Annotated in this window: 18 protein-coding genes; 5 read left to right on the forward strand and 13 right to left on the reverse strand. The window is 34.1% G+C overall.

Annotation, left to right across the window (positions count from 1 at the left end; translation table 11 throughout):
- Positions 1 to 130 precede the first annotated feature (130 nt).
- Positions 131 to 673: an NUDIX hydrolase gene (locus MY04_RS09360; RefSeq protein ID WP_066208931.1), complete on the forward strand. Its 543-nt coding sequence runs from the start codon at positions 131 to 133 to the stop codon at positions 671 to 673.
- 284 nt (positions 674 to 957) lie between these two features.
- On the opposite strand, the gene MY04_RS09365 is transcribed toward MY04_RS09360, so the two are convergent.
- From MY04_RS09365 to MY04_RS09375, 3 genes are read right to left on the reverse strand one after another with little or no spacing between them, the layout of a single operon-like run.
- Entirely contained in the window at positions 958 to 1,818 is an 861-nt protein-coding gene (locus tag MY04_RS09365) for a histidinol-phosphatase HisJ (RefSeq protein WP_066208933.1), read from the reverse strand.
- A gap of 10 nt (positions 1,819 to 1,828) precedes the next feature.
- Positions 1,829 to 2,725 carry a lysylphosphatidylglycerol synthase domain-containing protein gene (locus tag MY04_RS09370; protein WP_066208935.1) on the reverse strand — a complete coding sequence of 299 codons (897 nt, stop codon included), beginning with the start codon at positions 2,723 to 2,725 and terminating at the stop codon, positions 1,829 to 1,831.
- Positions 2,725 to 4,098 carry a YfcC family protein gene (locus MY04_RS09375; protein ID WP_066208937.1) on the reverse strand — a complete coding sequence of 458 codons (1,374 nt, stop codon included), beginning with the start codon at positions 4,096 to 4,098 and terminating at the stop codon, positions 2,725 to 2,727. The genes MY04_RS09370 and MY04_RS09375 overlap by 1 nt, the downstream gene beginning before the upstream one ends.
- Positions 4,099 to 4,233: 135 nt before the next feature.
- On the opposite strand from MY04_RS09375, the gene MY04_RS09380 reads away from it, so the two are divergent.
- Positions 4,234 to 6,798: an ATP-binding protein gene (locus tag MY04_RS09380; protein ID WP_066208939.1), complete on the forward strand. Its 2,565-nt coding sequence runs from the start codon at positions 4,234 to 4,236 to the stop codon at positions 6,796 to 6,798.
- A 3-nt stretch (positions 6,799 to 6,801) separates the two neighbouring features.
- Positions 6,802 to 8,511, forward strand: coding sequence for a hypothetical protein (locus MY04_RS09385; RefSeq protein ID WP_066208941.1), 1,710 nt, complete (start codon positions 6,802 to 6,804; stop codon positions 8,509 to 8,511).
- Between the two features lie 396 nt (positions 8,512 to 8,907).
- On the opposite strand, the gene MY04_RS09390 is transcribed toward MY04_RS09385, so the two are convergent.
- The 10 genes from MY04_RS09390 to MY04_RS09435 form a co-directional block, all read right to left on the reverse strand.
- On the reverse strand, positions 8,908 to 9,402 hold the full coding sequence (locus MY04_RS09390) for an Lrp/AsnC family transcriptional regulator (protein WP_044218482.1): 495 nt from the start codon (positions 9,400 to 9,402) through the stop codon (positions 8,908 to 8,910).
- Between the two features lie 399 nt (positions 9,403 to 9,801).
- Positions 9,802 to 10,635, reverse strand: a complete 834-nt coding sequence (locus tag MY04_RS09395) for a hypothetical protein (protein ID WP_158297631.1) — start codon at positions 10,633 to 10,635, stop codon at positions 9,802 to 9,804.
- Between the two features lie 208 nt (positions 10,636 to 10,843).
- Entirely contained in the window at positions 10,844 to 11,476 is a 633-nt protein-coding gene (locus tag MY04_RS09400; protein WP_066208946.1) for a peroxiredoxin, read from the reverse strand.
- A gap of 143 nt (positions 11,477 to 11,619) precedes the next feature.
- Positions 11,620 to 12,114, reverse strand: a complete 495-nt coding sequence (locus MY04_RS09405; RefSeq protein WP_066208947.1) for a GNAT family N-acetyltransferase — start codon at positions 12,112 to 12,114, stop codon at positions 11,620 to 11,622.
- Between the two features lie 4 nt (positions 12,115 to 12,118).
- Positions 12,119 to 12,817, reverse strand: coding sequence for an SDR family oxidoreductase (locus tag MY04_RS09410; RefSeq protein ID WP_066208950.1), 699 nt, complete (start codon positions 12,815 to 12,817; stop codon positions 12,119 to 12,121).
- Positions 12,814 to 13,434, reverse strand: coding sequence for a DsbA family protein (locus MY04_RS09415; protein ID WP_066208952.1), 621 nt, complete (start codon positions 13,432 to 13,434; stop codon positions 12,814 to 12,816). The genes MY04_RS09410 and MY04_RS09415 overlap by 4 nt, the downstream gene beginning before the upstream one ends.
- A 44-nt stretch (positions 13,435 to 13,478) precedes the next feature.
- A complete protein-coding gene (locus tag MY04_RS09420) occupies positions 13,479 to 16,832 on the reverse strand; it encodes a T9SS type A sorting domain-containing protein (protein ID WP_158297632.1) in 3,354 nt (1,117 codons plus the stop codon).
- Positions 16,833 to 16,947: 115 nt separating this feature from the next.
- Positions 16,948 to 17,862 carry a S66 peptidase family protein gene (locus MY04_RS09425; RefSeq protein WP_066208956.1) on the reverse strand — a complete coding sequence of 305 codons (915 nt, stop codon included), beginning with the start codon at positions 17,860 to 17,862 and terminating at the stop codon, positions 16,948 to 16,950.
- 124 nt (positions 17,863 to 17,986) lie between these two features.
- Positions 17,987 to 18,781: a thymidylate synthase gene (locus MY04_RS09430; protein WP_066208958.1), complete on the reverse strand. Its 795-nt coding sequence runs from the start codon at positions 18,779 to 18,781 to the stop codon at positions 17,987 to 17,989.
- A 34-nt stretch (positions 18,782 to 18,815) separates the two neighbouring features.
- The gene (locus tag MY04_RS09435) at positions 18,816 to 19,736 is read right to left on the reverse strand and encodes a hypothetical protein (protein WP_066208960.1); all 921 of its coding nucleotides are present in this window, start codon (positions 19,734 to 19,736) and stop codon (positions 18,816 to 18,818) included.
- 211 nt (positions 19,737 to 19,947) lie between these two features.
- Here MY04_RS09435 and MY04_RS09440 point away from each other — a divergent pair, with 211 nt between their 5' ends.
- Positions 19,948 to 20,316 carry a hypothetical protein gene (locus MY04_RS09440; RefSeq protein ID WP_066208962.1) on the forward strand — a complete coding sequence of 123 codons (369 nt, stop codon included), beginning with the start codon at positions 19,948 to 19,950 and terminating at the stop codon, positions 20,314 to 20,316.
- Positions 20,317 to 20,477: 161 nt separating this feature from the next.
- Positions 20,478 to 23,891, forward strand: coding sequence for a CHAT domain-containing protein (locus MY04_RS09445; protein WP_066208964.1), 3,414 nt, complete (start codon positions 20,478 to 20,480; stop codon positions 23,889 to 23,891).
- Positions 23,892 to 23,896 lie beyond the last annotated feature (5 nt).

The following is a 23,896-nucleotide window of genomic DNA, read 5'->3' on the forward strand; positions in this document are numbered from 1 at the left end:
CACCTTAAATTGACGATTTCTATCATCATTTTTCGACTAGAAATTGATTTTGTAAAACATTAATCTTTAAATTGATGTTTTGTTCAAGGGTAAATACCAACTTTTCATCCTCAGCTTATATTTCTTTTTTATGAATTTTTGTAGCCAATGTGGAAGTGACCAGCTTCAATTTATCGTTCCTGAAGGTGATCATAAACAACGTTTTGTTTGTGACAATTGTGGTACTATTCACTACCAAAATCCACGCATAATTGCGGGTTGTCTTCCCGTCTTTGAAGGAAAAATCCTTCTTGGCAAAAGAGCTATTGATCCAAGAAAAGGATATTGGGGATTACCTGCTGGCTTTTTAGAAAATGGTGAAACACCAGAGGATGGCGCATTACGTGAGCTTTACGAGGAAACTTTAGCCAAAGGTCACATCAAACACTTACAATCGGTTTTTTCCCTACCACAATTCAATCAAGTATACCTCATCTATCTTGTTGAGCTTGTATCTGATGAGGTTGGACCTACATCAGAAACACTTGAATCAAAATTATTCGAAGTCGAGGATATTCCTTGGGAGGATATTGCCTTTGAATCAACCACTTTTGCATTGGAAGAGTATTTGAAGAACCCTGAGGCGAAGATGACGAAGAGAGGGAGTTTTGTTTGGGAAAAGGAGAGGAAGTAATAGGTAGTAGGTAGTAGGTAGCAGGTTTGGTTCGCTCCTCATTATGTAGATTTCAACACCTCTCAACTTTAGAAAGTTATTGCCCCTTAGTTTCTTATTTCCTTAGTTAAAAAAACGAGGTCGGGAGACCTCTAACGTTTTTGGGCACAAATGTCGCTAGCGCTTAACATTTGCGCTAGTTTTGATACTGCGATAATTCCGCAACTCCTAACTCCTAACTCCTAACTCCTAACTCCAAAATAACTAAATCAAAAATCTACCCCTTACCTTTTACTTCTTACCTCTTACCTTAAAACCACCCCTTGTTTCTCAAGCCCAAATGGCTGCCACTCACCATCCCACAACCCATATACTTCTTTCAGGCCAAGAGATAATAGTAATTCAGCGGCTTCATCAAATCCTTTGGTGATTTCGAAAGTAGTATGGCTATCAGAATTTAAAGAAATGGGAATTTTTCTATCGATCAGCTCTTTGATGATCCATGGGCTTGGATAGAGGTCTTTAGAGAACCCTTTGTATAATCCTCTAGTATTTACTTCAACGATTACACCACTTTCTTTTATTACTTCAATGTATTCCATCACCATTTTTTTATACCATTCCTCTTCTCCAGAAAACCAGTTTCCTGTGCTGTTATGCATTTTGAATTTGTCCATATGACCCAATACATCAGGAGTATCTTCTTCCAGCATTTCTATGGATAAATCATAATATCTTTTAAACGCTCTTTGAATGTTTCCACCGAAGATTTCTTGTAATCCCCGATCGAAAATGGTTTTAGTGTTATCAATTTCCCAATAGGTGCCATCTTCAAATGTATCCACGAAATGGACTGATCCTACTGAAAAGTCAAGTTGTGGAAAGTTATGGACGCCACATTTTCCGCTAACAAAATCAACTTCTAAGCCTGTATATAATTGTATTTGATCTTGGTATTTCTCTTTCAATCGTTTGGCTTCATTCATGTATTCATTCAACCGATCCATTGGCATGTTCCAAGTTGTGGAAAAAGGTACTGGAGAATGAGATGAAAATCCATACGATTTTACATTTTGGTCAATAGCTGCTTGTACCATTTCCTCCAATGAGGGTTTACCATCACAAAAATGAGAGTGAGAATGAAAATTAGTCCAAAAGGTTTGCATATACATCAATTTAGAGACGCCAACGCACGGTTAGCCCTACTAAAGATGGTATTAAAATATTGATTCCCCAAACGATTAATGAAGACATTAATGCAATATTGGTATCAGCACCATAATGAAGAAAAATATAGTAGGCCGACAACTCTCTGGCACCAATATCCATCATCATGTTCATTACAGGCGTCAGAGTCTTTATCAAATAGATGATGCTCACCCATTGAAAATATATCCACCATGCTTCCCCTTCACTAAAGGTGTAAAGAATAATGACAAATTGAAGGGTAAAAATAAAATACCTTAAACCGCTACATAATGTAATCGAGGCTAATATATTGATATCATATTGTCGGATGAGCTCTAATTGATTGATCAATTTCTTCTGTATAGAAGGCGTTTTTATCACAAAAAATAAAACGATACCAACGAGTAAAATTATGAATGCAATCAAAAATAAATATTCATATTTCAATTGCACAACATTTATTTGATGTATCCCCAACATTAGAATAGAAATGCCTCCAAATAAATAAGTAAAGATTCCTTGAATCCATTGACCTAGTAATACAGGTGCTATTATTTTTGATCTATCTTCTTCTTTAGGAAGGGACCAATATCTGCCCATAATACTCCCCACAGCACGACCAGCTATCAAACTCCCCCCGACACCAGAAAACACACCTAAAAGGGCCTCTTTAAATGATATTTGCCATTTAGGGGATATCAACTTTTTCCATTTTAATGCTTCCAAACTCCAATTAATAGGCATCAATAAAAATGCAAAAAGGATATATATAGGATGTTCAAATTGCACCTTTTCCCAAGGTGAAAGAACAAAAAATTTATGGAGAGCAAAAGCAAATAAAATACCTCCAATTACTTTCAAAAGTAGAGAGAGATACTTTTTCATTACCAAACGTCAAAATATAAAGGACCAAGCAAAAGAACTCCTGCCACCAACATTAAAATCAATAATAGAGGCCCCATCCATTTCACCCAAGTACCGTATGGTATTTTTGCAATTGATAATACCCCCATGGTAACACCACTTGTTGGAATAATTAGGTTGGTTAAACCATCACCAAATTGGAATGCTAAAACAGCCGTTTGTCTAGATATTCCTAATAAATCGCTTAAAGGAGCCATAATAGGCATTGTGAGTGCTGCCTGACCAGTTCCTGAAGGTAAAAACGTATTTAATGCACTTTGAAAAACAAACATTGCTTCCAATGACAATACCTTTGGTAGGTCTTTCACGACAGATGAAATTCCAAATAATACAGAATCGATAATTTTTCCATCAGATGCCACAATCAGAATACCTTTACAAAAAGCGACCACTAATGCGGCTGTCATCATTTCTTTTGCCCCATTTGCGAACCCCTTACTTATTTTGTCAACATGTATTCCACATATCAAGCAACTGATTAGTCCTATTGCAAAGAATAAAGCACCAATTTCGATCATATACCAATCATACTCGGTAACACCTATTCCTAAACCAATAATCCCAACGGCAAATAAAATAAGTACCAATTTTCGTTGTATGTTGAAAGGTATTTTTTCTGTTTCCTCTAATTCAATATCATCTGTGTTATTAGAAAGTAAAGATGCTGAGGGATTTGCTGTAATCTTCATGACATAAGACATGATATACACTATTGTTATCGTGGTAAAAATAATCCAAACGAAGATTCTATATTCCATCCCACTAAAGAGTGGAACATCAGCTATGCCTTGTGCTATTCCTATGGTAAACGGATTATAAACCGCTCCTGCAAAACCAGCTCCTGCTCCTACAAAGGGTATGGCCACCCCTACAATTGGATCAAGTTTCATGGCCTTTGCCATTGGGATAGTAATTAAAATAAATACCAATACTTCCTCAGACATACCAAATGTAGCTCCAGCAATAGAAAAAACGATGATTAATAGAGGGATGATTATTTTTTTATAAACGGTATGTTTATTCGAAAACTCCACCAATTTTTGCAATCCTGCTTCTATCGCTCCCGTTTTGTTGAGCATCCCAAAAGCGCCACCAACAATAAAAATAAAAGCAATTACATCGCTTGCAGAAATAAATCCTCGCATAGGTGCAGAAAAGAAGGCTCCTATCCCCTGAGGGGTTGCATCAACAGATTGATAAGAATCGGGTATTAATACATTTCTATCATTAATTAATTCCCTACTGTATTCACCTGCAGGTATTAACCAAGTTAAGCCAATAAATATTAATAGAATCGTTGTGACAATTACTAAAGTATCTGGAAGTTTCTTCATTTCTTTAACTAAGCGGTATTATTTAAGTACAAACTTATTGAACACATATTAAACAAACTAAAAAAAATCACTTTTATTAATGCGTACTATTGACTATTTTTCCTAGACAATTATAAAAATTGGACACATTATAAAATGAAAATTAAAGAATTAAATGAAATTTTTGATGATTATGAAAGTTATAAAGCATTAGGAGAAGATAGTTATATAGTTGGGGCTCAGCACCCTGAGAATTTTAAGCAACATAAAAAATTTATAATACCACTATTTTATTTTGATGGCGAAGAATGGTTTAAGTTAGATATTAATAAGTTAGGTGAAACTATATTTTTAGCTAGTGCACCGTACACATTAACGACTGATTTTAAGTTAGAGGAATTAATAAAAGTTAAAGGCGTACGTCCAAATAAACAACTTACGGACGATGACTCCTACAATAAAGAAAATTCCTTAACGAAACATATTACACATGCCGACCGCTTAAGTTCTTTATCTGAAGATCAACTATTAGAAATTTTCCCTGGTGAGATTGACTTTGAACTTCATCTCTTCCACCCTGATAAGCAGTACTATGACATTATCAATGAGGTGTATGTTGCACAGGAGAGAAAATTCTTTGCTCAAACCAAGCAAGGCTTAATTTACGGTCCTTTCGTTGGCGTTAAAACTAGTTCGGAGGCAAAGTCAGTTCGACTTTCTGCTACAGGAGTTAGAAAAAGTGTTGAAGCTTACGAAATTCCATCAGATGCATATTTAGAATTTAATATGCCTGATGAAGGATTGAAAAGAAAATTAATACGTTCTACTCATGACATTGAATATCATATTGTTGATACTGTAGACTTTATCAGCAGAAAAGATCTATTCACTTGGGCTGAAGAACAATTAAACAAGAAGCAATCTTTAGAAGTTGCCGACAAAGTATGGCAAGCAATATCTAAAGACAATTCTATTCACTCATTTAAAGAAAGGTATTCTCGTTTAGAGAAGTTATTTTCTAAACCACAGGAAAACCTTCAATACCTTCAACAATTTATCACCTCATTAGCTGAGAACGATTTCTTTAAGGCAAGTTTGGACGGTTTGCAAACTGAAAAATTAGACCTTGATAATCAAATAGCACAGCTAAAAAGAGAGAAGGACAAATTCAGAAAGGATTCTGCACGTCTCCAAGAAGAAATACAAGATCTTGAAGATGGCGTTCAGAATTTAAGAGATAATGAGCAAAAAATTAGAGATAGTCTTCAAAAAGAAAGAGAGTCTGCAATTACTCGAGAAATCGAAGAAGGTCTCAAAAAATTGGAAAAGGTTAGAGAAGAACTCTCTGATAAAGCGGAAGCTATCGAGTTAGCTCATACCTTCGATAACCTTGCTCGTTTGAATGAAGAAATTGATAATGCTAAAGGTGAAAAACATAATCTTTCTGTCGCTATTAGTGCACTAAAAGAGGAGTTTACTCAAGCACAAGAGGACGCCGACAATGCATTAAAGAATTTACTGAAAACGAAAATGCAATTTGATGCTTTCAGTAATTCATCAAAAAATCCACATCAAAATACAGAACAAGAATTTGAGATTAAAGATCATACAATTGAGAATGAAACAAGTATCAATTCTTTAAAAGATCTTACTCAAAAAATTCATAAACGATTAGGTCGATTGGGACGTAACTATCCTGATCACTTTATCGCCAACATTTTGATTGCCATGCATCAGAATTCCTTGACGCTTATTTGGGGCCCTCCAGGTTCTGGTAAGACGTCACTTGCTAGGTATTTGATGCAATCGATCACCAAAAAGCCAAGATTCTCCGAAATCTCTGTGGCTCGAGGTTGGTCATCTCAAAAAGATTTAATTGGTTTTGCCAATCCATTATCAAAAAGATTCCAAAGAGCGAATACAGACATGTATGACCTCCTAAAACAATTGGATGGTGAATTTGATAATTCTGCTTACCAAAAATCGCCTATGGCTTATTGTCTATTAGACGAAGCCAATCTAAGTCCTATAGAGCATTATTGGGCTTCATTCTATTCATTAACTGATGCGAAGGCACAAGTGAATAATGGTTTGAAAATTTCATTAGGGAATAATGAAACCATAGAATATGCCAATAACCTTAGATTCTTAGGTACTTTAAACTTAGACTCTACTACAGAGCAAATCTCTGCTCGATTATTGGACCGTTCTCACATTATCCGTTTGGATTTACCAAAGAACGACACTCCTTTAATCAGTTCTGAGATTATTATGCCTGAGCCTTATGAAATCAGTTATGAAACGGTTAGAAAGCTTTTCGACCTAAAAGATTTCAAACAAGAGTTGGCTCCTGATGCTTTAGAATTTATCGACTCTGAATTAGAAGAACGATTCGGAGAAATAAATAATGAACTTCAGAACTTAGGTATACAAGTAAGTCTTCGTACAAGAAAGGCAATTATTGAGTATTGTAATCTTGCCCACTCAGCAATGAACGAGCAGTTTAGACCATTAGATTACTGCCTAGCACAACGTATTTTCACCAGAATTAACCTTCAGGGACCTGAAGTTAGGGAAGGTATCAAAACGTTATTAGGTATTGTAAAAGGCTTTGGACTAAAAGATTCTCATGCAGAATGGACATTACAAAAAATGTTGGATAAAGGGGGTAAAGAAGGATTTAATCATCACTTCTATAATTACTTCTCTATAGATGGATAATACATGGAGTTTAAAGTTTTTCATATAAGAAAAGAAAATACTCCACCTTACAATACAACCAGAGAAGAGGTGTTGCTAATGGATGGCTTAATTGTCACGTTAGAACACCACTTCTATGAGTTGGAATTCCATTATTACGAACTCCCTTTAGATACAAGTATCAGTATCGATGGTACAGAGGTAGATCCTTCTTTAATATCAAATGATATTCAAAAAGGGATTATAACCGTTGGCTTAAGTCAACATTTCTCTAATCAACTTGGACTTGTAAAAGTCACTTGTGGAAAAGAATCCTTTCAAGTTAGAGTAGATGCGTCTAAACTAAGTAGTGAGGATGCTGAGGGTATGATCACTTATTTATACAAGAAAAATAAGTCGATCATCTTAAAGCTTTTTACCAAAGATGAGGAGGAATCCATCGATCAAAAAAATAAATCTAATTTACTATCCACCACTCGTTTACAACCTTTAGAGAATTTTCTTCAGAATATGGAAAACCTACTTCCAGAGCTATCACATAGCCCGAGGTATTCTACTATTCAAGCAAGGGAAATTCAAGATTTTGCATCAGCAAATATTGATAATACGAGTATAGATTGGTTGATAGAACATTTAGATGAGTTGTACTTTGATGATGCATTAAAAGATCATCCTGATGCTATTGAGATCAATGGCATGTACACTGTAATTGATCACATTGATGCTCCTGTGGTTAAAATGGAATATGCTACTTATGAAAATGAGTGTATTCTCGGAGGCTTTTATTGGGCTAGAAAGCTTATTGACGATCTCCTATCACATTTGGAATATATCAATCATCAAAAACAGATTACTCAGAACGATGGAAATGGTTATGCTACCTTTGAATCAGCTCAGGTAATTATTAATGCTCAAGCTGTAGAGGATGTAACAGAACTGAAAACACGCTTGTTTAGGGTAGAGAGAAAGTATAGGCAGTTACTTCCGAATACTCAACCTAACTTTCATCCCCCAAAACTTACCAAGCGATTTAGTTCTGTAAATGTATATTCTAAGATTTTCTTATCGTTACAACAAGTCTACAACTTAAAAATTGATACTAATGGAGAGAGCGGGTCTTTAAAGACATCTTTCTTAGATCAAATCTATGAACTATTTACATATTATAGATTAAAAGATGCTCTAGAAGACTGTTTCAGGGATTATAATGTTCGTATTGAAGAGGAAGATTTACAAGAAGGTGAGTTTATTCCTAAACGTATTAGTATTCAGCCAAACCAAGGTAAATGGATGCTTAATTTCCTTTATCAGCCTCAAATTGGACGAGAACCTAAGGATACACATTTAGTGTTACATGGAAAGCCCCATAGAGATAGTTTCTACTATACTCCCGACTTTGTCGTGGAATATATGGATCCTAAGCTATCTTTAAGGTATGCTATTCTTGACGCGAAGTACAAAATGGCTAAAACCGTTTTGGAACAAGACCTTAAAGAATCTTCGTTTAAGTATTATACATGTGTGAGAGTAATTGGAGAAAAGAGAGATCATCAGAAACCTGATTTCTTATGGTTAATCTGTCCAAATGCTTGTTATGGTAAACCGGTATGGACCATGAACTATGACGAGAATTTCTTACCTATCATCGGTATTGTGATGAACAATGCAGAAAATAATGATCCGATTAAGCAAAGTATTAAGAAGATGATTAAAGAATGGAAGGTGGGGATTTAGGAGGTAGCAGGTAGCAAAGTAAACGCTCGTTTTTAATTAGGAGGTAGGAATTAGGAGGTAGGAGTTGCTGAGTTAACGCTCGTTTTTTAAGTAAGAGGTAAGAGGTAAAAAAACTAGCGCAGATGTTAAGCGATAGCGACATCTGTGCTTAAAAACTTAAGAGGTCTCCTGACCTCTTTTTTTATTGAAATAAGGAACTAAGGAAAGTTACTTTGTTGATGATCTTAATCAAATTATGATATTGTTATTTCCCCGTCTTCAACGAGGTGGCCTTGGCCACTCGACTACGATCTGGTCTTAGATATGGGATGTATGATGTGGGATGTTTGATGTAAGAGGGCAAAAGAAAATAAATAATAAAAGAAAAAAGCACCGAGTCTGTCGGTGCTTTTTTGATTATTCAAGTCCTTTATCTTCCATGTCTGATTCATCGAAAGCAAGAGGTCTGTTGAATTTCTCTTCTAGAGAGATAAATGTTTCTGTTCTCGATATTCCAGGAATACTTTGGATTTTGTCGTGTAATACTTGTCTTAAGTGATTTGTATCTCTACAAGCTATTCTAACAAAAATACTCCAATCACCAGTGGTATAGTGAAGGTTTAATATTTCTGGAATTTTTGCTAGTTCAGCACACACTTGTTCGTACAAACTACTTTTTTCTAAATAGATGCCCAAGAAAGAAGTGATGTCATATCCTAGTTTAGTGAAATCAAGGTCCAATGTTGATCCTTTTACGATCCCCATCTTCTCCATTTTTTTCATACGAACATGAACAGTTCCTCCCGAAACAAAGATCCTTTCAGCGATTTCTGTGTAAGGAGTCTTCGCATCTTTCAGTAATTCTGACAATATTTTTATATCGACATGATCAATTTCAGGTATTTTTTCCATTAGTTATGCCTATTCGTTAAATTACATTCATCAATACCCCAAATTTATTACAATTATTGAAAAGTTGAATTAATAAATTTAAAAAGATTTCAAATTTTTGAAATATCTAGTAAATTTGTAAATCTAAAGAGAGATCTAAAGCATGAAATTGATGGGAAACTATGGAATTTCTTAGGGTTCGAGTCCCTTCATGACTTCAAGCATGTGTTTATTTTATGTGTTGTTTATTGGTTAAGGTTAAAGGTATGTGAATATTTCGCGTACCTTTTTCATTTTATATCAAAAAGTAAATTGATAGAAATATCAGATGCTCGATAAAATAAATGATATGCTTAAATCTTAGTACAAAAAAAAGGCAGCAAATATATGCTACCTTTCCTTTTGATATTTTCACGAGAATTAATTCGCTGCAGAAATAAATCCTTTTTTAATTAACCACTCATCCACTTGACCATCAAATGGTGTTCCATACTGTTCAGTGATATAAGCATTCACTTCTTTAGAAATACGCTCGTCATTACCTGATATATTAAGCGCAGAAATAATCGTACTTACTTCCTTCATTAATCCTTTAGTGTTGACATAACATAAATGGAATTCCGCCAATTTGATAGATTTTTTGGAAATCACATTCGTAAAATAAAATTCAACTTGAGATCCATTTTCTGGAATGTTGTAATCTTCTACCGGATAAAGTGCTTTCTTATCAAAATTAATTTTACCCTCAGTAATTCGAATCACCTTATTTACGGCATCCTTTCCTATATAATACTTGTAGATGTAGCTGCTTCCTCCCTTCTTTTTAAATACTTTAGGGTCGCCATTAATCGTATATACATCACCAATAATCGCTCTTGGTTCTTTACCAATAAATGATTGTAGGTCTGCTACATCTTTGTTCTCTGTGATTGTTCTAGTACTTAAGCTTTCGTTTTTTTGAATGGGGAATAAAACGCTTTGTACTAAATCAATAAATTCTCCTTTGTAGGACTTTTTACTCTTGCTGCCATCAATAAGCATTCTACCAGATTCCTTACTGATCACAACTACTTTTGCACCTTCAGTAAGAAATTCTAATTCTGTATCACCTTTAAGCTGATCTCCAACCATTAAATTTCTTTGAGAAGCTGTTTCTTTTACTTTTCCCGAGAGATGTAGCACATAGTAATCTTGAGAAAACACAATTGACGTAAGCAGCACGCCGATGAGGGTTAAAATGAAAGTCTTGTTCATTATTATTAGTGAAAATTAATTCAAAAAAAATAGAATCCTATTTTGTAAAAAACGATACTAAATTGATTCTAAGCAGGTAAATACAAAGATAATCGTTTTTCTTTAGAACGATAATATTATTGATTTGTTATGTACCTCATTCGTTTATTCTAAACAAAAAAGGCTTTTTCTTAGTAGAAAAAGCCTTTTTCTTTATAATTATAAGATCCTAGTGATTCTTTAAATAATCAGCTACACCATCACGTGTTGGTTTCATAGAATCTTTACCTTCTTCCCAGTTTGCAGGACAAACCTCACCATGCTTTTCAGTAAACTGTAAAGCGTCTACCATACGAAGTGTATCATCAATATTACGACCCAATGGGAAATCGTTAATTACTGAATGTCTCACGTTTCCTGCTTTGTCGATTAAGAATGTTCCTCTTAAAGCAATTGGAGCACCTTCGAAAGACCACTGCATAGTGTCTTCATCGTAAGTATACTCACCGCCAAGAACACCATAGTTCATTGCGATAGTTTTAGAAGCATCTGCAACTAACGGGTAAGTAACACCTTCAATACCACCTTCAGCTTTTGGAGTTAATAACCAAGCTAAATGAGTTTCTTCAGTATCTGTAGAAACACCAATTACTTGAACACCTCTTTTTTCGAACTCAGGTAATTTTTCTTGGAAAGCCAAGATTTCTGTAGGACAAACAAAAGTAAAATCTTTAGGGTAAAAGAAAAGAACTACTTCTTGCTTTCCAATGAACTGATCTAATGAAAAGTCCTCAACGATTTCTTCACCGTTAATTACAGCACCTGCAGTAAACAAAGGGGCTTTTTTATTCACTAATGACATAGTCAAAAAAGTTTAATTAAGTGTATGTTTTTTTAGTTACACAAATCTAAGATTTATATCACTATTTCCTAATATTAATCATCATTAATTAATATCTTTTAAAGAGTATAGAATATGAACTTAAATCCAGTGCTAAAGTTTAATTAAACAGGCTTATATAATATAAAATCATCCATCACGTAACCTTGCCCAATGTCTGCTACAACTTCATCAATTACCTTAAAACCATATTTTTCGTAGGCCTTAATCGCAATTTCATTGTATTTATTCACGGTTAATTTCACCCCATTTAATTGATGCTTTTTTACTTCTTCAAAGATAAAACGAAGTGACTGTTGACCTTGCCCTTTTCCTCTTTGTGCATTCAATAAATAAAGCTTGCTTAAAAACAAATCTTGATTTTCGATTTTATAACCAATATAGCCGACTGAGGCATCGTTTTGTTGGATTAAATAATAAACAAAACCTTCAGATAATTGATCTTTCATCACTTTAAAGTTTTGAAACTTATCCAACATATAATCTACCTGATCTTTACCGATAATAGGAATATAATGTTCGTTCCAAATTTGATGTGCCAATTGATCGACTAATTCAATTTCTTTGTCTGTAGTTACTAATTTAAATGTGATATCCATTTTTTTAAGGATTCGTGCTCCAAATACTTACTTGTGGTATAAATGCTCTTCTTGGAAGTTCTAATTGATTGATAATGACTTTTGCTATATCAGATGCGGTTAATCTTGATTGGTCCAAAGGTATCTCTCCTCCTTTGTTATTATTGTTTGTTCCAGTAGTCCAAGAAGGGTCAATATGATATACTCTAATATTATCTTGACGAACTTCTTTCATTAATGTTTGAGAAAAATTAAGCAAAGCCGCTTTACTTGATGCATAGGCCGCTCCTTTTTCAAAACCATAACTACCTCCAGTGGCTCCAATATTTACTATATCTCCCTCTTTTTTTGATTTAAATGAGGGAAGAAATTTTTGAGTTAATAGAGCTGGAGCAATGACATTGATGGCATACATCAATTCAAAATCTTCTCTCTTCAATTCTTCCAAAGGAGCAACAACAACATACCCAGCGTTATTAATTAGTATGTCTATCTCTCCTAATTCCGAAGTAACAAAATCATAAAATTGTTCGATACCTTCTTGTTTAGATAAGTCAACACAAATTCCTTTTGCTTTAGTTTGATTGTTCACTAAAGACACTAACTCATCTTCTTTCCCACAAAAAACAACATCAGCACCTAATTTCAAACATAGTTCTAATGTTGCTTTTCCTATTCCGGAAGTACCGCCTGTAATTGCTATTTTTTTATTGGACCATATCATACTATATAACTACGTACTTGTTCAATCATTTCATCAGCTTCAAAATACCCTGCCGCCATTTTTTCGACAGTCATACCAGTATCTAAAAACAAGCTTGGGAAACCTGCTGCCATTTTTCTAGACTCATTAATTTCGTCAATTGTTTCTTTTTGATTTTCCTCACTACCAAACTGATCCATAAAAGGCTGAGGATCGATATTTAAGTTCTGAAGAACCGCCAAATAAGTTTTAAAATCGTCGAATCTTTGACCAAAATAGAATTGAGCTCTTTGTAACTCAGAGGCAAACTTCAAAGCTTTTTCTGGTGCAATATTTTTTACAATTTTAATCGCTAAGCACGCCTCAAAACTAGACATTGTGTACGTCTCATCTTTAGAAAGCTCATAAAATTCTGTTGATAAAAGGGCACCTGTTTTTTGTTCCATCCCTGGAGCATGTTTTTGAAGATAGGCAAACATATCATCGCCACCTTTTGGTGCTTGATCTCCTACCCACATACCTCCAACCATAATTTCGAAGTCCAATTCAGGAAAAGCTTCCACTAATTTTTGGATATTATTGCTATTGCCATAACACCACCCACACTGTGGGTCCATTACATAAATAAGTTTCATCATTTTTGTTTGTTTCAACAAAGATGATGAAACTATTTCTAATTTTATTAATTGATGACAATTTTCTGGTTGTGGATCATTTTTCCATTAGCAAAGATTTCAACAATATATATTCCAGAGTTGACACTATTTACATTATAGATCATTTGATCATAATCAAAAGAACCATGTAGTATAGACACTCTTCCTGTGGTTGCTTCGACTAACTTTAATCTCACATCTTCCATATCTTGATGAGTGATTTGAACATGTAAGACATCATCGGCTGGGATGGGGAAAATTCGAACATTCATTTCATCAGATTCTATTAAATGAACAGAACGTACCCAAGTTTCTGACCTACCATCAAAGTCTACTTCTTTTAAACGATAGTATGCTGTCCCTACTGATGGTGGATTTTCATCCACAAAGCTATAAGACAATTCTGTATTTGAATTTCCAGATGCTTGAATTTTATCAGAAATCTCTTCATAATTTCTTCCATCAGTTGATCTTTCTATTACAAAATGTGAAGCATTTATTTCTTGTTCATCTACCCAAACAAGGTTCACATGATCCCCTTCTACTTCTGCTGAAAATCTTGATAATGTAACGGGCTGATCTTCATATAATGGCACCCAAAAGGATGGAGAAGAAACTTTTAGCTTATCGCTATGCTGATTGATCATATTAGAGAAAAAATCTCCTCCGCTAGTTGGATTTGATGTACTTGTACTTATTCTTCGATGACCTGATCCTGTATTGGATGTTCTTGCACCAGAACCCGACATTGTGAGAGGTCTCCTACTACCCACCACTATATATTGAACAGAATCTTGGGCTCCTAAATGATTAAGATGATCATCTACAAATTGAAAAGTAAAAGTCCCTTTTTTTCTACTTACATCAGAAAAACTTGCAGGGGTATACTTTTGCTTATTTTTAGTATCCCTCCTTAAAACATAGAGTGATTTCATTTTTGCATTATGCGGTAGGGTGCACTTTACTTCTACCTTCTTCTTACTTTTCTGCTTTTTAGCCTCTATTTGCAACAAGCCGAGACCAATCGTATTCATCAAAATAGTATCTACTTGAGCTATTCTCTCCTGGTTAACCCCACTACATTGTTGCGAAATTTTCAAATACGAATCTATTGCTTCCTCTAATTTTTCGTCTTTTCCAATATTTTCAATATCCCCAATAGCATTAATTTGAAAGATGTTAGAATCATCTCCTATTTCTTCCAACCATTGGTTATTCGTTTTACTGTGTTTAAATACTTTACCTAGAATAAAAGATCTACCTGCATCAGAAGAAGCGAAACCAGGATAGCTTTCGGTCATTATATCAACTCCTTTAAAATCTCCCCCTACAACAATATTCCCGATGTTTAATGCTTTAAATTGAATACTCGTCATCGGATTATTATTCTCAAGAATCAGATCTCCTGTGACAATTAAATTACCATAATTGGACATATAGAAGTTTCCATCTAAGACTAAATCACCACAAATTGTGAGAGTCGTATCCTGTCCAATGTGAAGAAACTTCTGAACATATTGTCCGGATGATAATATTTGAGAAGCTTGTAATTCGAAGTTTTTACCGTCCTGAAATCCCAAATTACCAGCACGTTTTACCAAATCAGGAGGGTAAATATTCTCTACTGATTTTCCTCTTGTCCTTTCTCCATCTGTTATTTTATCCTCTATTAAGTGAAAATCAGAACCTTGACATTTCTGTGAATCTTTGATAGAATTCTTATAGGTATACAATGCCATTTTAACGAGTTCTCGATTAAGTTTCGTAGCATTTTGTGGTACTGCAAACTCTTTTTCTATAAAACTGGATTGTTCAAATATACCATGTATAATTCCTCCATGCACCTGAAAATAAGAATCTACCCATACTCCATCATTAGACTGTTTGCTATTCGTCGTGAAATTATGACCTACTAACATTAATCCAATCTGCTTCGTTAGTTGCCTTCTGATATCTGTACTAGGGTTGGCCATATCGGCATAATCACGGCCTACTAAAATTACCCCTTTATTCGAGAAGCTATAGGTTCCTTTTGTATATAATGGAGGTTTTTGAGTGAACTTAAAATCTCTAGTTACCCCTAAAATTCCTCCTTCAAAAATCTTCACGTCAACCCCATCGCTATTCACAATCAAGTCACCACAGACTATAAGCATTTCATTAGGGTAAACATCAAATGAAATGGTCGAGTTGCGACCTTTGTTTAAGGTAAGTACACCTTGATTCGGTTTGGCTAGAAATACTGAATATTTTTGACCGTTGGGGGCAGTCACATAATTAGGAAGTTCAATCACATCATTCCCAAACTTATACTTAAAATATTGAAGTCTTGGTTGAGCACCTTTAAGGATTACTTCATCAACTGTTCCATCATTCTTTACTACCACAAATTTGTAGTATTTCTGAATAAAACGATCATTATCTTTATTAGGGTCTCTTACTTCAAACTTTGACTTATCCCTACTTGGTATCACCTCAGATATTGTCTTGAATGTGGAAGTATCTTTTGATACCTGCACGGTAAAATTCTTAATGGTTACATTGGTATTATAATTCGGGTGCCATAAAATTTTAGTAGTTAAGTCAAATTCCAATTCTGAATAAACAGAATAATCGTGCATTAATTGTTTATTTTTCGAGGAATTATATATTGTTTCTAGGTTTTGATGATTCAATGCATCCTCAATTTCTGCTATCCCATCTGAAGAAGATGCATCACATTCCTTGGTTTTAAGTTCTTCAAAATGATGAATGATATCTTTCATTTGAGGCATATTAGCGACTACTTTCATCAAATCACCCACTAAATTAACTCCAGCGATAGTTGCATAAGAATGTGAATTGACTGCAGTCGCCCAAATTAAACCTGAAGAAACCACTTTATCATGATCTTTTATTGATCCTTTTACTAACATATACCCCGAATGTAATGTTTGTGGACCACCGTTAGTAGAGTAGCTTGAGTTCATGGCATTCACCTCATCTTTGCCTAATAAATCCCCTCCAATAATCACGTTACCAGAATTGGAAAACTTATATGGGTTAACATGAGATGTTTTTACATTATCTACTTTTAATGATCCCTTAATTATTAAATTACCTTCATTAAGAAGGATCATATTTGAATTAATAATTAAGTCGCCACAAACAGCAACGGTTTGATTTGGTCCTATCAAAAGTTGTTTATTGTCAAATGCATTTCCTTTAACAAATACTAGATCTTGATCAAATTCATAGATATCTCCCCTTTTCTGTCCATTAAATGACTTTAATAGATCATCGGGACTAACTCTTTGTCTTGATTGGGAAAAAGAATAACTAAATAGTCCACTAAAAAATAATAGTAAGCTTAAAGTGACAATAAGTCTCTGAGGGTTCATAGTCATTAGGTTCTATATTTTGAGCAATAGTAAGCTTAGCTAAAATAATTAATTTACCCTCTAATGTTGAATCTGTATAAATTGAATTGAAAAGGTTCTTGATTTATTTATACAATCATGAATGCTTTACCCGTAAATCCACCCCTTTAAACTGCATCACAGCACTACTACCAGAACAAGTAATAGCATAAGTTCCTCCCAATAATATCGGAGTATTTGGCGTTTCATGACCGCAACTTACGTCTGTAATAACTGGTACATTTACTTTCTCTTTGATGATTTGTTTGATCGTTAATGGAAAAAATGGAGGCTCTTCGTTTGGAACGCTAGAGAACTGCCCCATAATCAACGCTTTGATATGTTTTAAGGCACCCGATCTAAGCAACCTCGTCATCATACGGTCTATTTGATAAGCCTTCTCGCCTACCTCTTCGATAAACAATATTTTATTTTCTAAGTCTAATTCGGAAGATGTGCCTATTTGGTCGGCTATCAAACATAAATTTCCACCTACTACTTCACCTTCTATTGTTTGGTCGGAAAACTCTTCTTTTACTTTTCCTATAATATCAGGTGCTTCATTAAAGAACAATATCCCTTGAAGTTGATTCACACTTACCTCCAATTCTTTATCATTGAATTGTGACACCATTGGAGCATGTATACTTGCAAACCCCAGATTATTAATCGCAGAATGCAAAGCTGTTACATCTGAAAAACCAATGACCCATTTTGGATGATCTATAAACCCTGACCAATCTAGTGTATCAATTATTCTGGTGATTCCATAACCGCCTCTTGCTAAAAAAATAGCTTTTATTTCGGGGTTATTAATTGCCTTTTGTAATCGACTTGCTCTTCTAATATCAGCACCTGCTAAGGAACCCCACTCAGCCCCCCATTCTTGTTCATCAGAGACCACTAGTCCCCAAGAACGTAACAATTCAATTCCTTGAAGTACCGATTCGATGTTTACCACACCTGAGGCAGCGACAACAGCTACCTTATCACCTCTTTTTAACGTTTCCATAATACACGTATTCAGGTTTGTTTCTCATTAGAGTTTCTCACTCTCGTTTCCAGCTAAACGAAAATAAAAAAGCCTAGATCAAATTTATATGATCTAGGCTTCTTTTTACAAAGGTTTCTTTAAATTATACAGAAACCTCGGCTTTAATATGTGGATGAGGGTCATAACCTTCCAATTTGAAATCTTCGAATTTAAACTCAAACAAGTCTTTCACATCTGGATTAATAGACATTGTTGGTAATGTTCTAAAATCTCTAGTTAACTGAAGTTCTGCTTGCTCAATGTGATTATTATACAAGTGTGCATCACCTAAAGTATGCACAAAATCACCCGGCTCAAGGTCACAAACTTGGGCAATCATCACAGTTAACAAGGCATATGATGCAATATTAAAAGGCACACCTAAAAATACGTCTGCACTTCTTTGATATAACTGACAAGATAATTTTCCATCAGCAACATAAAATTGGAATAGTGCGTGACAAGGCATTAATGCCATTTTAGATAATTCTCCAACATTCCAAGCTGAAATGACTAATCTTCTAGAGTTTGGATTGGTCTTGATCTCGTTGACTAACCAAGAAATCTGATCGACCACTTCTCCATCAGCTCCTGCCCAACTTCTCCATTGCTTACCATATACAGGACCTAAGTCGCCATTCTCGTCAGCCCATTCGTTCCAGATTCTAACCCCGTTTTCAGTTAGGTATGAGATATTAGTATCTCCCTTTAAGAACCAAAGCAATTCATGAATTATAGAACGAAGGTGAAGTTTTTTTGTTGTCAACACCGGGAACCCTTCTGATAAATCGAACCTCATTTGATGACCAAATACAGATCTTGTACCTGTTCCTGTTCTGTCTCCTTTCTCTGCTCCTTCTTTCAGGATTCTTTCTAATAACTCGTGATACTGCTTCATAGGGATGTTTGTTAAAAATCGGATACAAATATGATTAATTTCTTCCGATTAAAAAACTCTTTTCTTCATCATAATAGTACTCCGTTCTCATGGCCCCTCCATAGAATTGATAAGGCAATTGTTCATCATCAAATTTTTGTAAACCTCTTAATACTTTCTTCCCTTCCGACGATAAAACCAAATGATCATCCTCTTCTTTTTCGATTAGTGATGAAGATAATTGCTTAAGAATTTTTTCATATTGAAGATCCCCAAAACCTTCATACGTTTGTCTTCTCAATAACTTTCCAATCAATTTATGTTCTGTAAGTGGCTCATCATTAAGAAATTTGAGAATTCTTCTTTCTAGCTTGTTAATGCCCGATTCTTTCTGAGGAAACTGCTCCATATAAGTGGTCATCACCTCCTTAAGAAGCGGTAAAAATTTTGGTGATCTTTTGATATAAGTAATGAAATTATCAAGATCTGCTTTGGTGTAGAGCTCCCAGAATTTAGAGGCAAATGCAAGATCATCTGCGTCCAGTTTTACTTTTTGATGATACAACTTACCGAATGCTTCCTTGGTATATTCTCCTAATCCCTTCGTTCCCTCTCCCAACACTAGGTAAACCTCAACATCATTCATATTTAACTGATGAATAAAATGAAGGGACGCCATTAGATTAATATGACAAAACAAATCGTTCTCGAACCACAATGTTATGGTAGTGGCATTGATCAATTGATTCATTTTCTGAAGTTCAACACCCGATTTACTATTGTAATCTTCAAAAGAGACTCCATAGTTGGTTAAGAAAAAGTGTTTTCTTTTCTCGAAAAATCGGTGTGTCCATAATTCTATCATGCTTTCCCCTTCCACCAACATTTCTCTAAATACGATAGGTTCTGCATCAAAATTCTGATGTCTCCATGCTTCAAGTATACTGTCGCCATTAAGTATATGATAGTTTTTCATTCGTTTGGGTTACATTATCGTTAACATTTGTTGATTTACACTAAATTACAAACCTTATTAAATACATGTCAACAATTATTATCAGTTATGTATTTTTTCTAAAGAATTATGTTTTCTTTTAAATTTTAATTATAATGCGAGTTGAATATAATCAATGACATAAGTCATTGTTTGAGATTGTGTTAATAACAAGTAACTTATAACGACTATCATGAGACCACTATCAAAAAGAGAGCAAGATATCATCACTGTGATTAAATCTAGCTTAAGAGAAGCTATGAAATTCGGTTTTGTATCTGATTATACCTCATTGCTGATTGAAAATCATAAAGAACAAGTTCAGGCAACTTTAGAGAAATTATGTCCCCATCTAGGTGCTCAAGAGCATGAATTAAACAAATCAGATGTGGAAATTATTATGAAGACTATGGATCTAATTTCTGATCCAACATTACCTTTCATCAATAAAATTCATCCATATCACAGAGATTTGGCATTAAACTACTCTATATCATGGGTATATAACCTTGCTGAAGTAGGTACTCCGATGGTAAATGTACCTTCTTATTTGAAGAAATAAATAATACTATTTATATAAATATTTGAGACTATCAAACTTCTTCTTTCATTGAAAGAGTTTGATAGCCTTTTTTTATTCTCGACTACTTAATCTACAGATATTTTCGTATCTTATTGACTATCAATCAGAATACTACTAACCCCTAACTATACCTAATTTGCATGTATCTAATTAAAAGACAATTCATTTCCATCTTTTTCTACCTCATACCTATTATCAGTTTTGGATTGAATGCAGAAGATCCTAAAACTAAAATAATTTTAGACCTCGAAGATAATGGTGCTTTAAATGAAGCATTACAAGCTTCGGAAGATTGGATACAATCTGAAAAATCGAAGTATGGAGAACAATCTGTACATGTACTTTTACCTTTACTTGTTTATGCTGAGCTGACCAAAAACAGAAAAGAATTTCAATACTCTATCGAAGCACTTGAGGAAGCAAAAGAAATTATGAACATCTCTTCCGGATGGTTATATCCTGATTACGCATTAGTTAATAATTATATGGCTTTTGCGTATATACAAAATAATCAGGTGGAAATGGCAAATCGGCTCATTAACGAGGCAGAAATGATTTATGTAAAAACACTCACCAAACAACACCCTGATTATTTGTTCTGTCTGATCAACAAAGCTTTACTAAAAAAAGAAGGTGAATATTTTGAAAAAAGTATAGAGTTATTCGATGAGGCGCTGGCCTTATATTCATCAAACGCTCAACAAGTCACGTTTTTACATCAAGTACTCGATGAGAATTGGATCAAAGTTCAAAAAGCTAAAGTATATGTTGATTGGTTTGAGTTCGAAAAGGCAAATCAATTATTAAGTGAAGTACAAGAAAAGTTAATCAAAAATTCAAAAGAAAAATCACCACTTTATACTGAAACGTTATTATGTATTGCGGATAATTTTTACAACGATCATCAGTACAAATTATCTTATAGCTTTTACGATAAATATAAAAACCATCTCAACACTTACTTAGGGAAATATCATCCTTACACATTAACTGCTTATTATAAATTGGGGCATATTCTAAAATCGGAAGGATTCTTAAAAAAAGCCACTCAATATTATACGATCATAGAGAAGAATTACAATGCTAAAAATGGAGATAAAAATGTCTATGCCAAAACCTTATTAGGAATGGCTGACATCTATTTGAAAAGAGGAAATACCAAACAGGCAAGCGATTATTTAAGTAAAGCAGATCAAGTGGCATTTACTGACAAAGACATCAATTTATTGTCATTAAGGTTAAGCGGTGAACTGAGTTACATTGAAGGAAATTATATCACTTCTGAGTTACAATTGATGGAATTGATCTCTATTGTGCGTCAGGAAAGAATATTTTTCACTCGACATTATTCAGATGCTGTCACCATTTTGGGTGAACTCTTTATTACGCTTGGGAGGAGTACCGATGCTATAAATATTTGTGATAGTGAAGTCCGTTTTTTAACCAAAAGAGAGATGACGAATAGTTATAGTTTTTTTGATATTCAACTCACTAAAATCTATGCACATATACACCATGGTGATCACGAAAATTATGAGGAGCAACTAAATGAAATTGAGAAAAAAATAATTGGGTATTTAAGTCCTAAACATCATTTTCTGGTCAAATTAAATTACATCAGAGGATATCTAGAAATGAGGGATGGGCATTATGATAAAGCAAATCAAGAGTTCAATAAGGCAAATACTATTGCACATCATCACCAGTTTTTAGACAAACAATCTGAACGTTTAAGAATAATTGATGCTAAAGCGAATATTTACTTAAAACAATTAAAGTTAGACAAGGCATTAGATCAATATCATCTTCTTCAGAACTCCTTTGAATCTTCCTCTATTTATCAACCCTATTTATTGGCTCGTATTGCCTACATTAAAGCATTACAACAAGATTGGGATGATGCTGAAGATTTAATCATTAAGGCAGTAAATATGAGGTTGACCCAATACGATGAACAGCTAAAGTTTACGAGCGAAGACGAAAAAATCAATTTTATTCATCATTCGAGCGAAGTGTTTGAGTATTTCTTCAGTTTACTTTCAACTGAAAAAGGAATGGCTTCTACAAAAATGATAAAGCAAGCCTACAATCTTCAAATTAACTACAGGAAGTACTTCCTAAATGAAGCTATTGAAAGAAAAGAGGAAATTGCTTCACTTAATAAGTACAGAAATGAGCAATTATTTTCTAATTATGCAGCTAATTTATATCAACAAAAATCACGTTTAGCCACTGCAAATTTTCTTTCTGTAAGCGATAGAAAAAAGCTAAAACTAGACAGTTACATGACCATTGATAGAATCAAAAACTTAGAAAAGTCTTTGGTATTTGCAAGTGACAAGAAAGCTGATATTAAAGTAGATAAATCATTAGAAAAGTGGGAAGAAATTAAAAACAAACTATCTGATGATGAAATAGCTATTGAAATTATCAAGTTGAAAAATATTGAAAAAGAAAAGGATAAATACATTGCTTTAATTCTAGACAACAAAATGAAACAGCCTTTTCTATGTGAGATTGGTTTAGCAGACAAACTAGAACAAGACATTATTAAGGAGTATAAAAATTGTACATCACTGCATGCTAAAGCTTATGTGATGTTTGACGATAAAGAATATGTCCCTCCTTATAATCATTTTTGGAAGCCAATATCAGATGCTCTCTTGGAATTGGGATTAGAGAAAAAAACACTCTATGTAAGCCAAGATGGTATTTATAATGTGATCAATTTAAATATTCTTCAAAATCCAATCACCAAAAAATACCTCATTGAGGAGAACGACATACACCTTGTCATCAGTACATCTAACTTAAAAAAGGAGGCAAATACCATTAAATCATCCAAAGAAATTTTATTGATTGGTAATCCTGTTTTCAAAAAGGAAGAGGAAGATGCTTTGCAAAGTAGAGGAATCGATGATGTTTATGCTTTTGAATTAGATAACCTACCGGGTACTGCCGTTGAAATTGACAATTCAGCAGAATTATTTAGAAAAAAGGGATGGAATGTAAAGGTATTGTCCAAAGACCAAGCGACGGAAGAGAATATCAAGAACATTAGTGTGGCACCCAACATACTGCATATTGCTACTCATGGATTTTATCTAAATCAATTAAAAGATCCAATTCTAAATCATCAGTTATTAAAATCAGGATTGTTTCTTTCAGAAATTGCTCATAAAAAAGAACGAGATGTGTACGAGATCTACCAATCGGGCAATGATGGAATTCTTACTGCCTATGAAGTGAAAGGAATCAATTTAAATAATACAGAACTTTTAGTACTTTCTGCATGTCAATCGGGTGTTTCAGATGTATCTGATGGAGATGGAATATCTGGACTTCAATATGCTTTTAGCATTGCAGGAGTGCAATCCATTATCATGTCATTATGGAATGTTGATGATAAAGCCACTCAAAAGTTGATGAATGAATTTTATCAGCAATGGTTTTTAACGGGTAATAAATCTTTAGCATTTAAAAAGGCACAATTAAAACTTAAGGAAGAATATGAGATTCCTTATTATTGGGGAGCGTTTGTGATGATACAATAGTTATA

The organism is Flammeovirga sp. MY04, assembly GCF_001682195.2.
Lineage (GTDB): Bacteria > Bacteroidota > Bacteroidia > Cytophagales > Flammeovirgaceae > Flammeovirga > Flammeovirga yaeyamensis.

Excerpts from the sequence above, each read along its gene's own strand:
- MY04_RS09390 (WP_044218482.1), bottom strand. The coding sequence starts at position 9,402 with ATGGAAAAAATACCTGAAATTGATCATGTCGATATAAAAATATTGTCA.
- MY04_RS09385 (WP_066208941.1), top strand. The coding sequence starts at position 6,802 with ATGGAGTTTAAAGTTTTTCATATAAGAAAAGAAAATACTCCACCTTAC.
- MY04_RS09380 (WP_066208939.1), top strand. The coding sequence starts at position 4,234 with ATGAAAATTAAAGAATTAAATGAAATTTTTGATGATTATGAAAGTTAT.
- MY04_RS09395 (WP_158297631.1), bottom strand. The coding sequence starts at position 10,635 with ATGAACAAGACTTTCATTTTAACCCTCATCGGCGTGCTGCTTACGTCA.
- MY04_RS09410 (WP_066208950.1), bottom strand. The coding sequence starts at position 12,817 with ATGATATGGTCCAATAAAAAAATAGCAATTACAGGCGGTACTTCCGGA.
- MY04_RS09445 (WP_066208964.1), top strand. The coding sequence starts at position 20,478 with ATGTATCTAATTAAAAGACAATTCATTTCCATCTTTTTCTACCTCATA.
- MY04_RS09360 (WP_066208931.1), top strand. The coding sequence starts at position 131 with ATGAATTTTTGTAGCCAATGTGGAAGTGACCAGCTTCAATTTATCGTT.
- MY04_RS09420 (WP_158297632.1), bottom strand. The coding sequence starts at position 16,832 with ATGAACCCTCAGAGACTTATTGTCACTTTAAGCTTACTATTATTTTTT.
- MY04_RS09415 (WP_066208952.1), bottom strand. The coding sequence starts at position 13,434 with ATGATGAAACTTATTTATGTAATGGACCCACAGTGTGGGTGGTGTTAT.
- MY04_RS09375 (WP_066208937.1), bottom strand. The coding sequence starts at position 4,098 with ATGAAGAAACTTCCAGATACTTTAGTAATTGTCACAACGATTCTATTA.
- MY04_RS09425 (WP_066208956.1), bottom strand. The coding sequence starts at position 17,862 with ATGGAAACGTTAAAAAGAGGTGATAAGGTAGCTGTTGTCGCTGCCTCA.
- MY04_RS09365 (WP_066208933.1), bottom strand. The coding sequence starts at position 1,818 with ATGCAAACCTTTTGGACTAATTTTCATTCTCACTCTCATTTTTGTGAT.
- MY04_RS09440 (WP_066208962.1), top strand. The coding sequence starts at position 19,948 with ATGAGACCACTATCAAAAAGAGAGCAAGATATCATCACTGTGATTAAA.
- MY04_RS09370 (WP_066208935.1), bottom strand. The coding sequence starts at position 2,725 with ATGAAAAAGTATCTCTCTCTACTTTTGAAAGTAATTGGAGGTATTTTA.
- MY04_RS09405 (WP_066208947.1), bottom strand. The coding sequence starts at position 12,114 with ATGGATATCACATTTAAATTAGTAACTACAGACAAAGAAATTGAATTA.
- MY04_RS09430 (WP_066208958.1), bottom strand. The coding sequence starts at position 18,781 with ATGAAGCAGTATCACGAGTTATTAGAAAGAATCCTGAAAGAAGGAGCA.
- MY04_RS09400 (WP_066208946.1), bottom strand. The coding sequence starts at position 11,476 with ATGTCATTAGTGAATAAAAAAGCCCCTTTGTTTACTGCAGGTGCTGTA.
- MY04_RS09435 (WP_066208960.1), bottom strand. The coding sequence starts at position 19,736 with ATGAAAAACTATCATATACTTAATGGCGACAGTATACTTGAAGCATGG.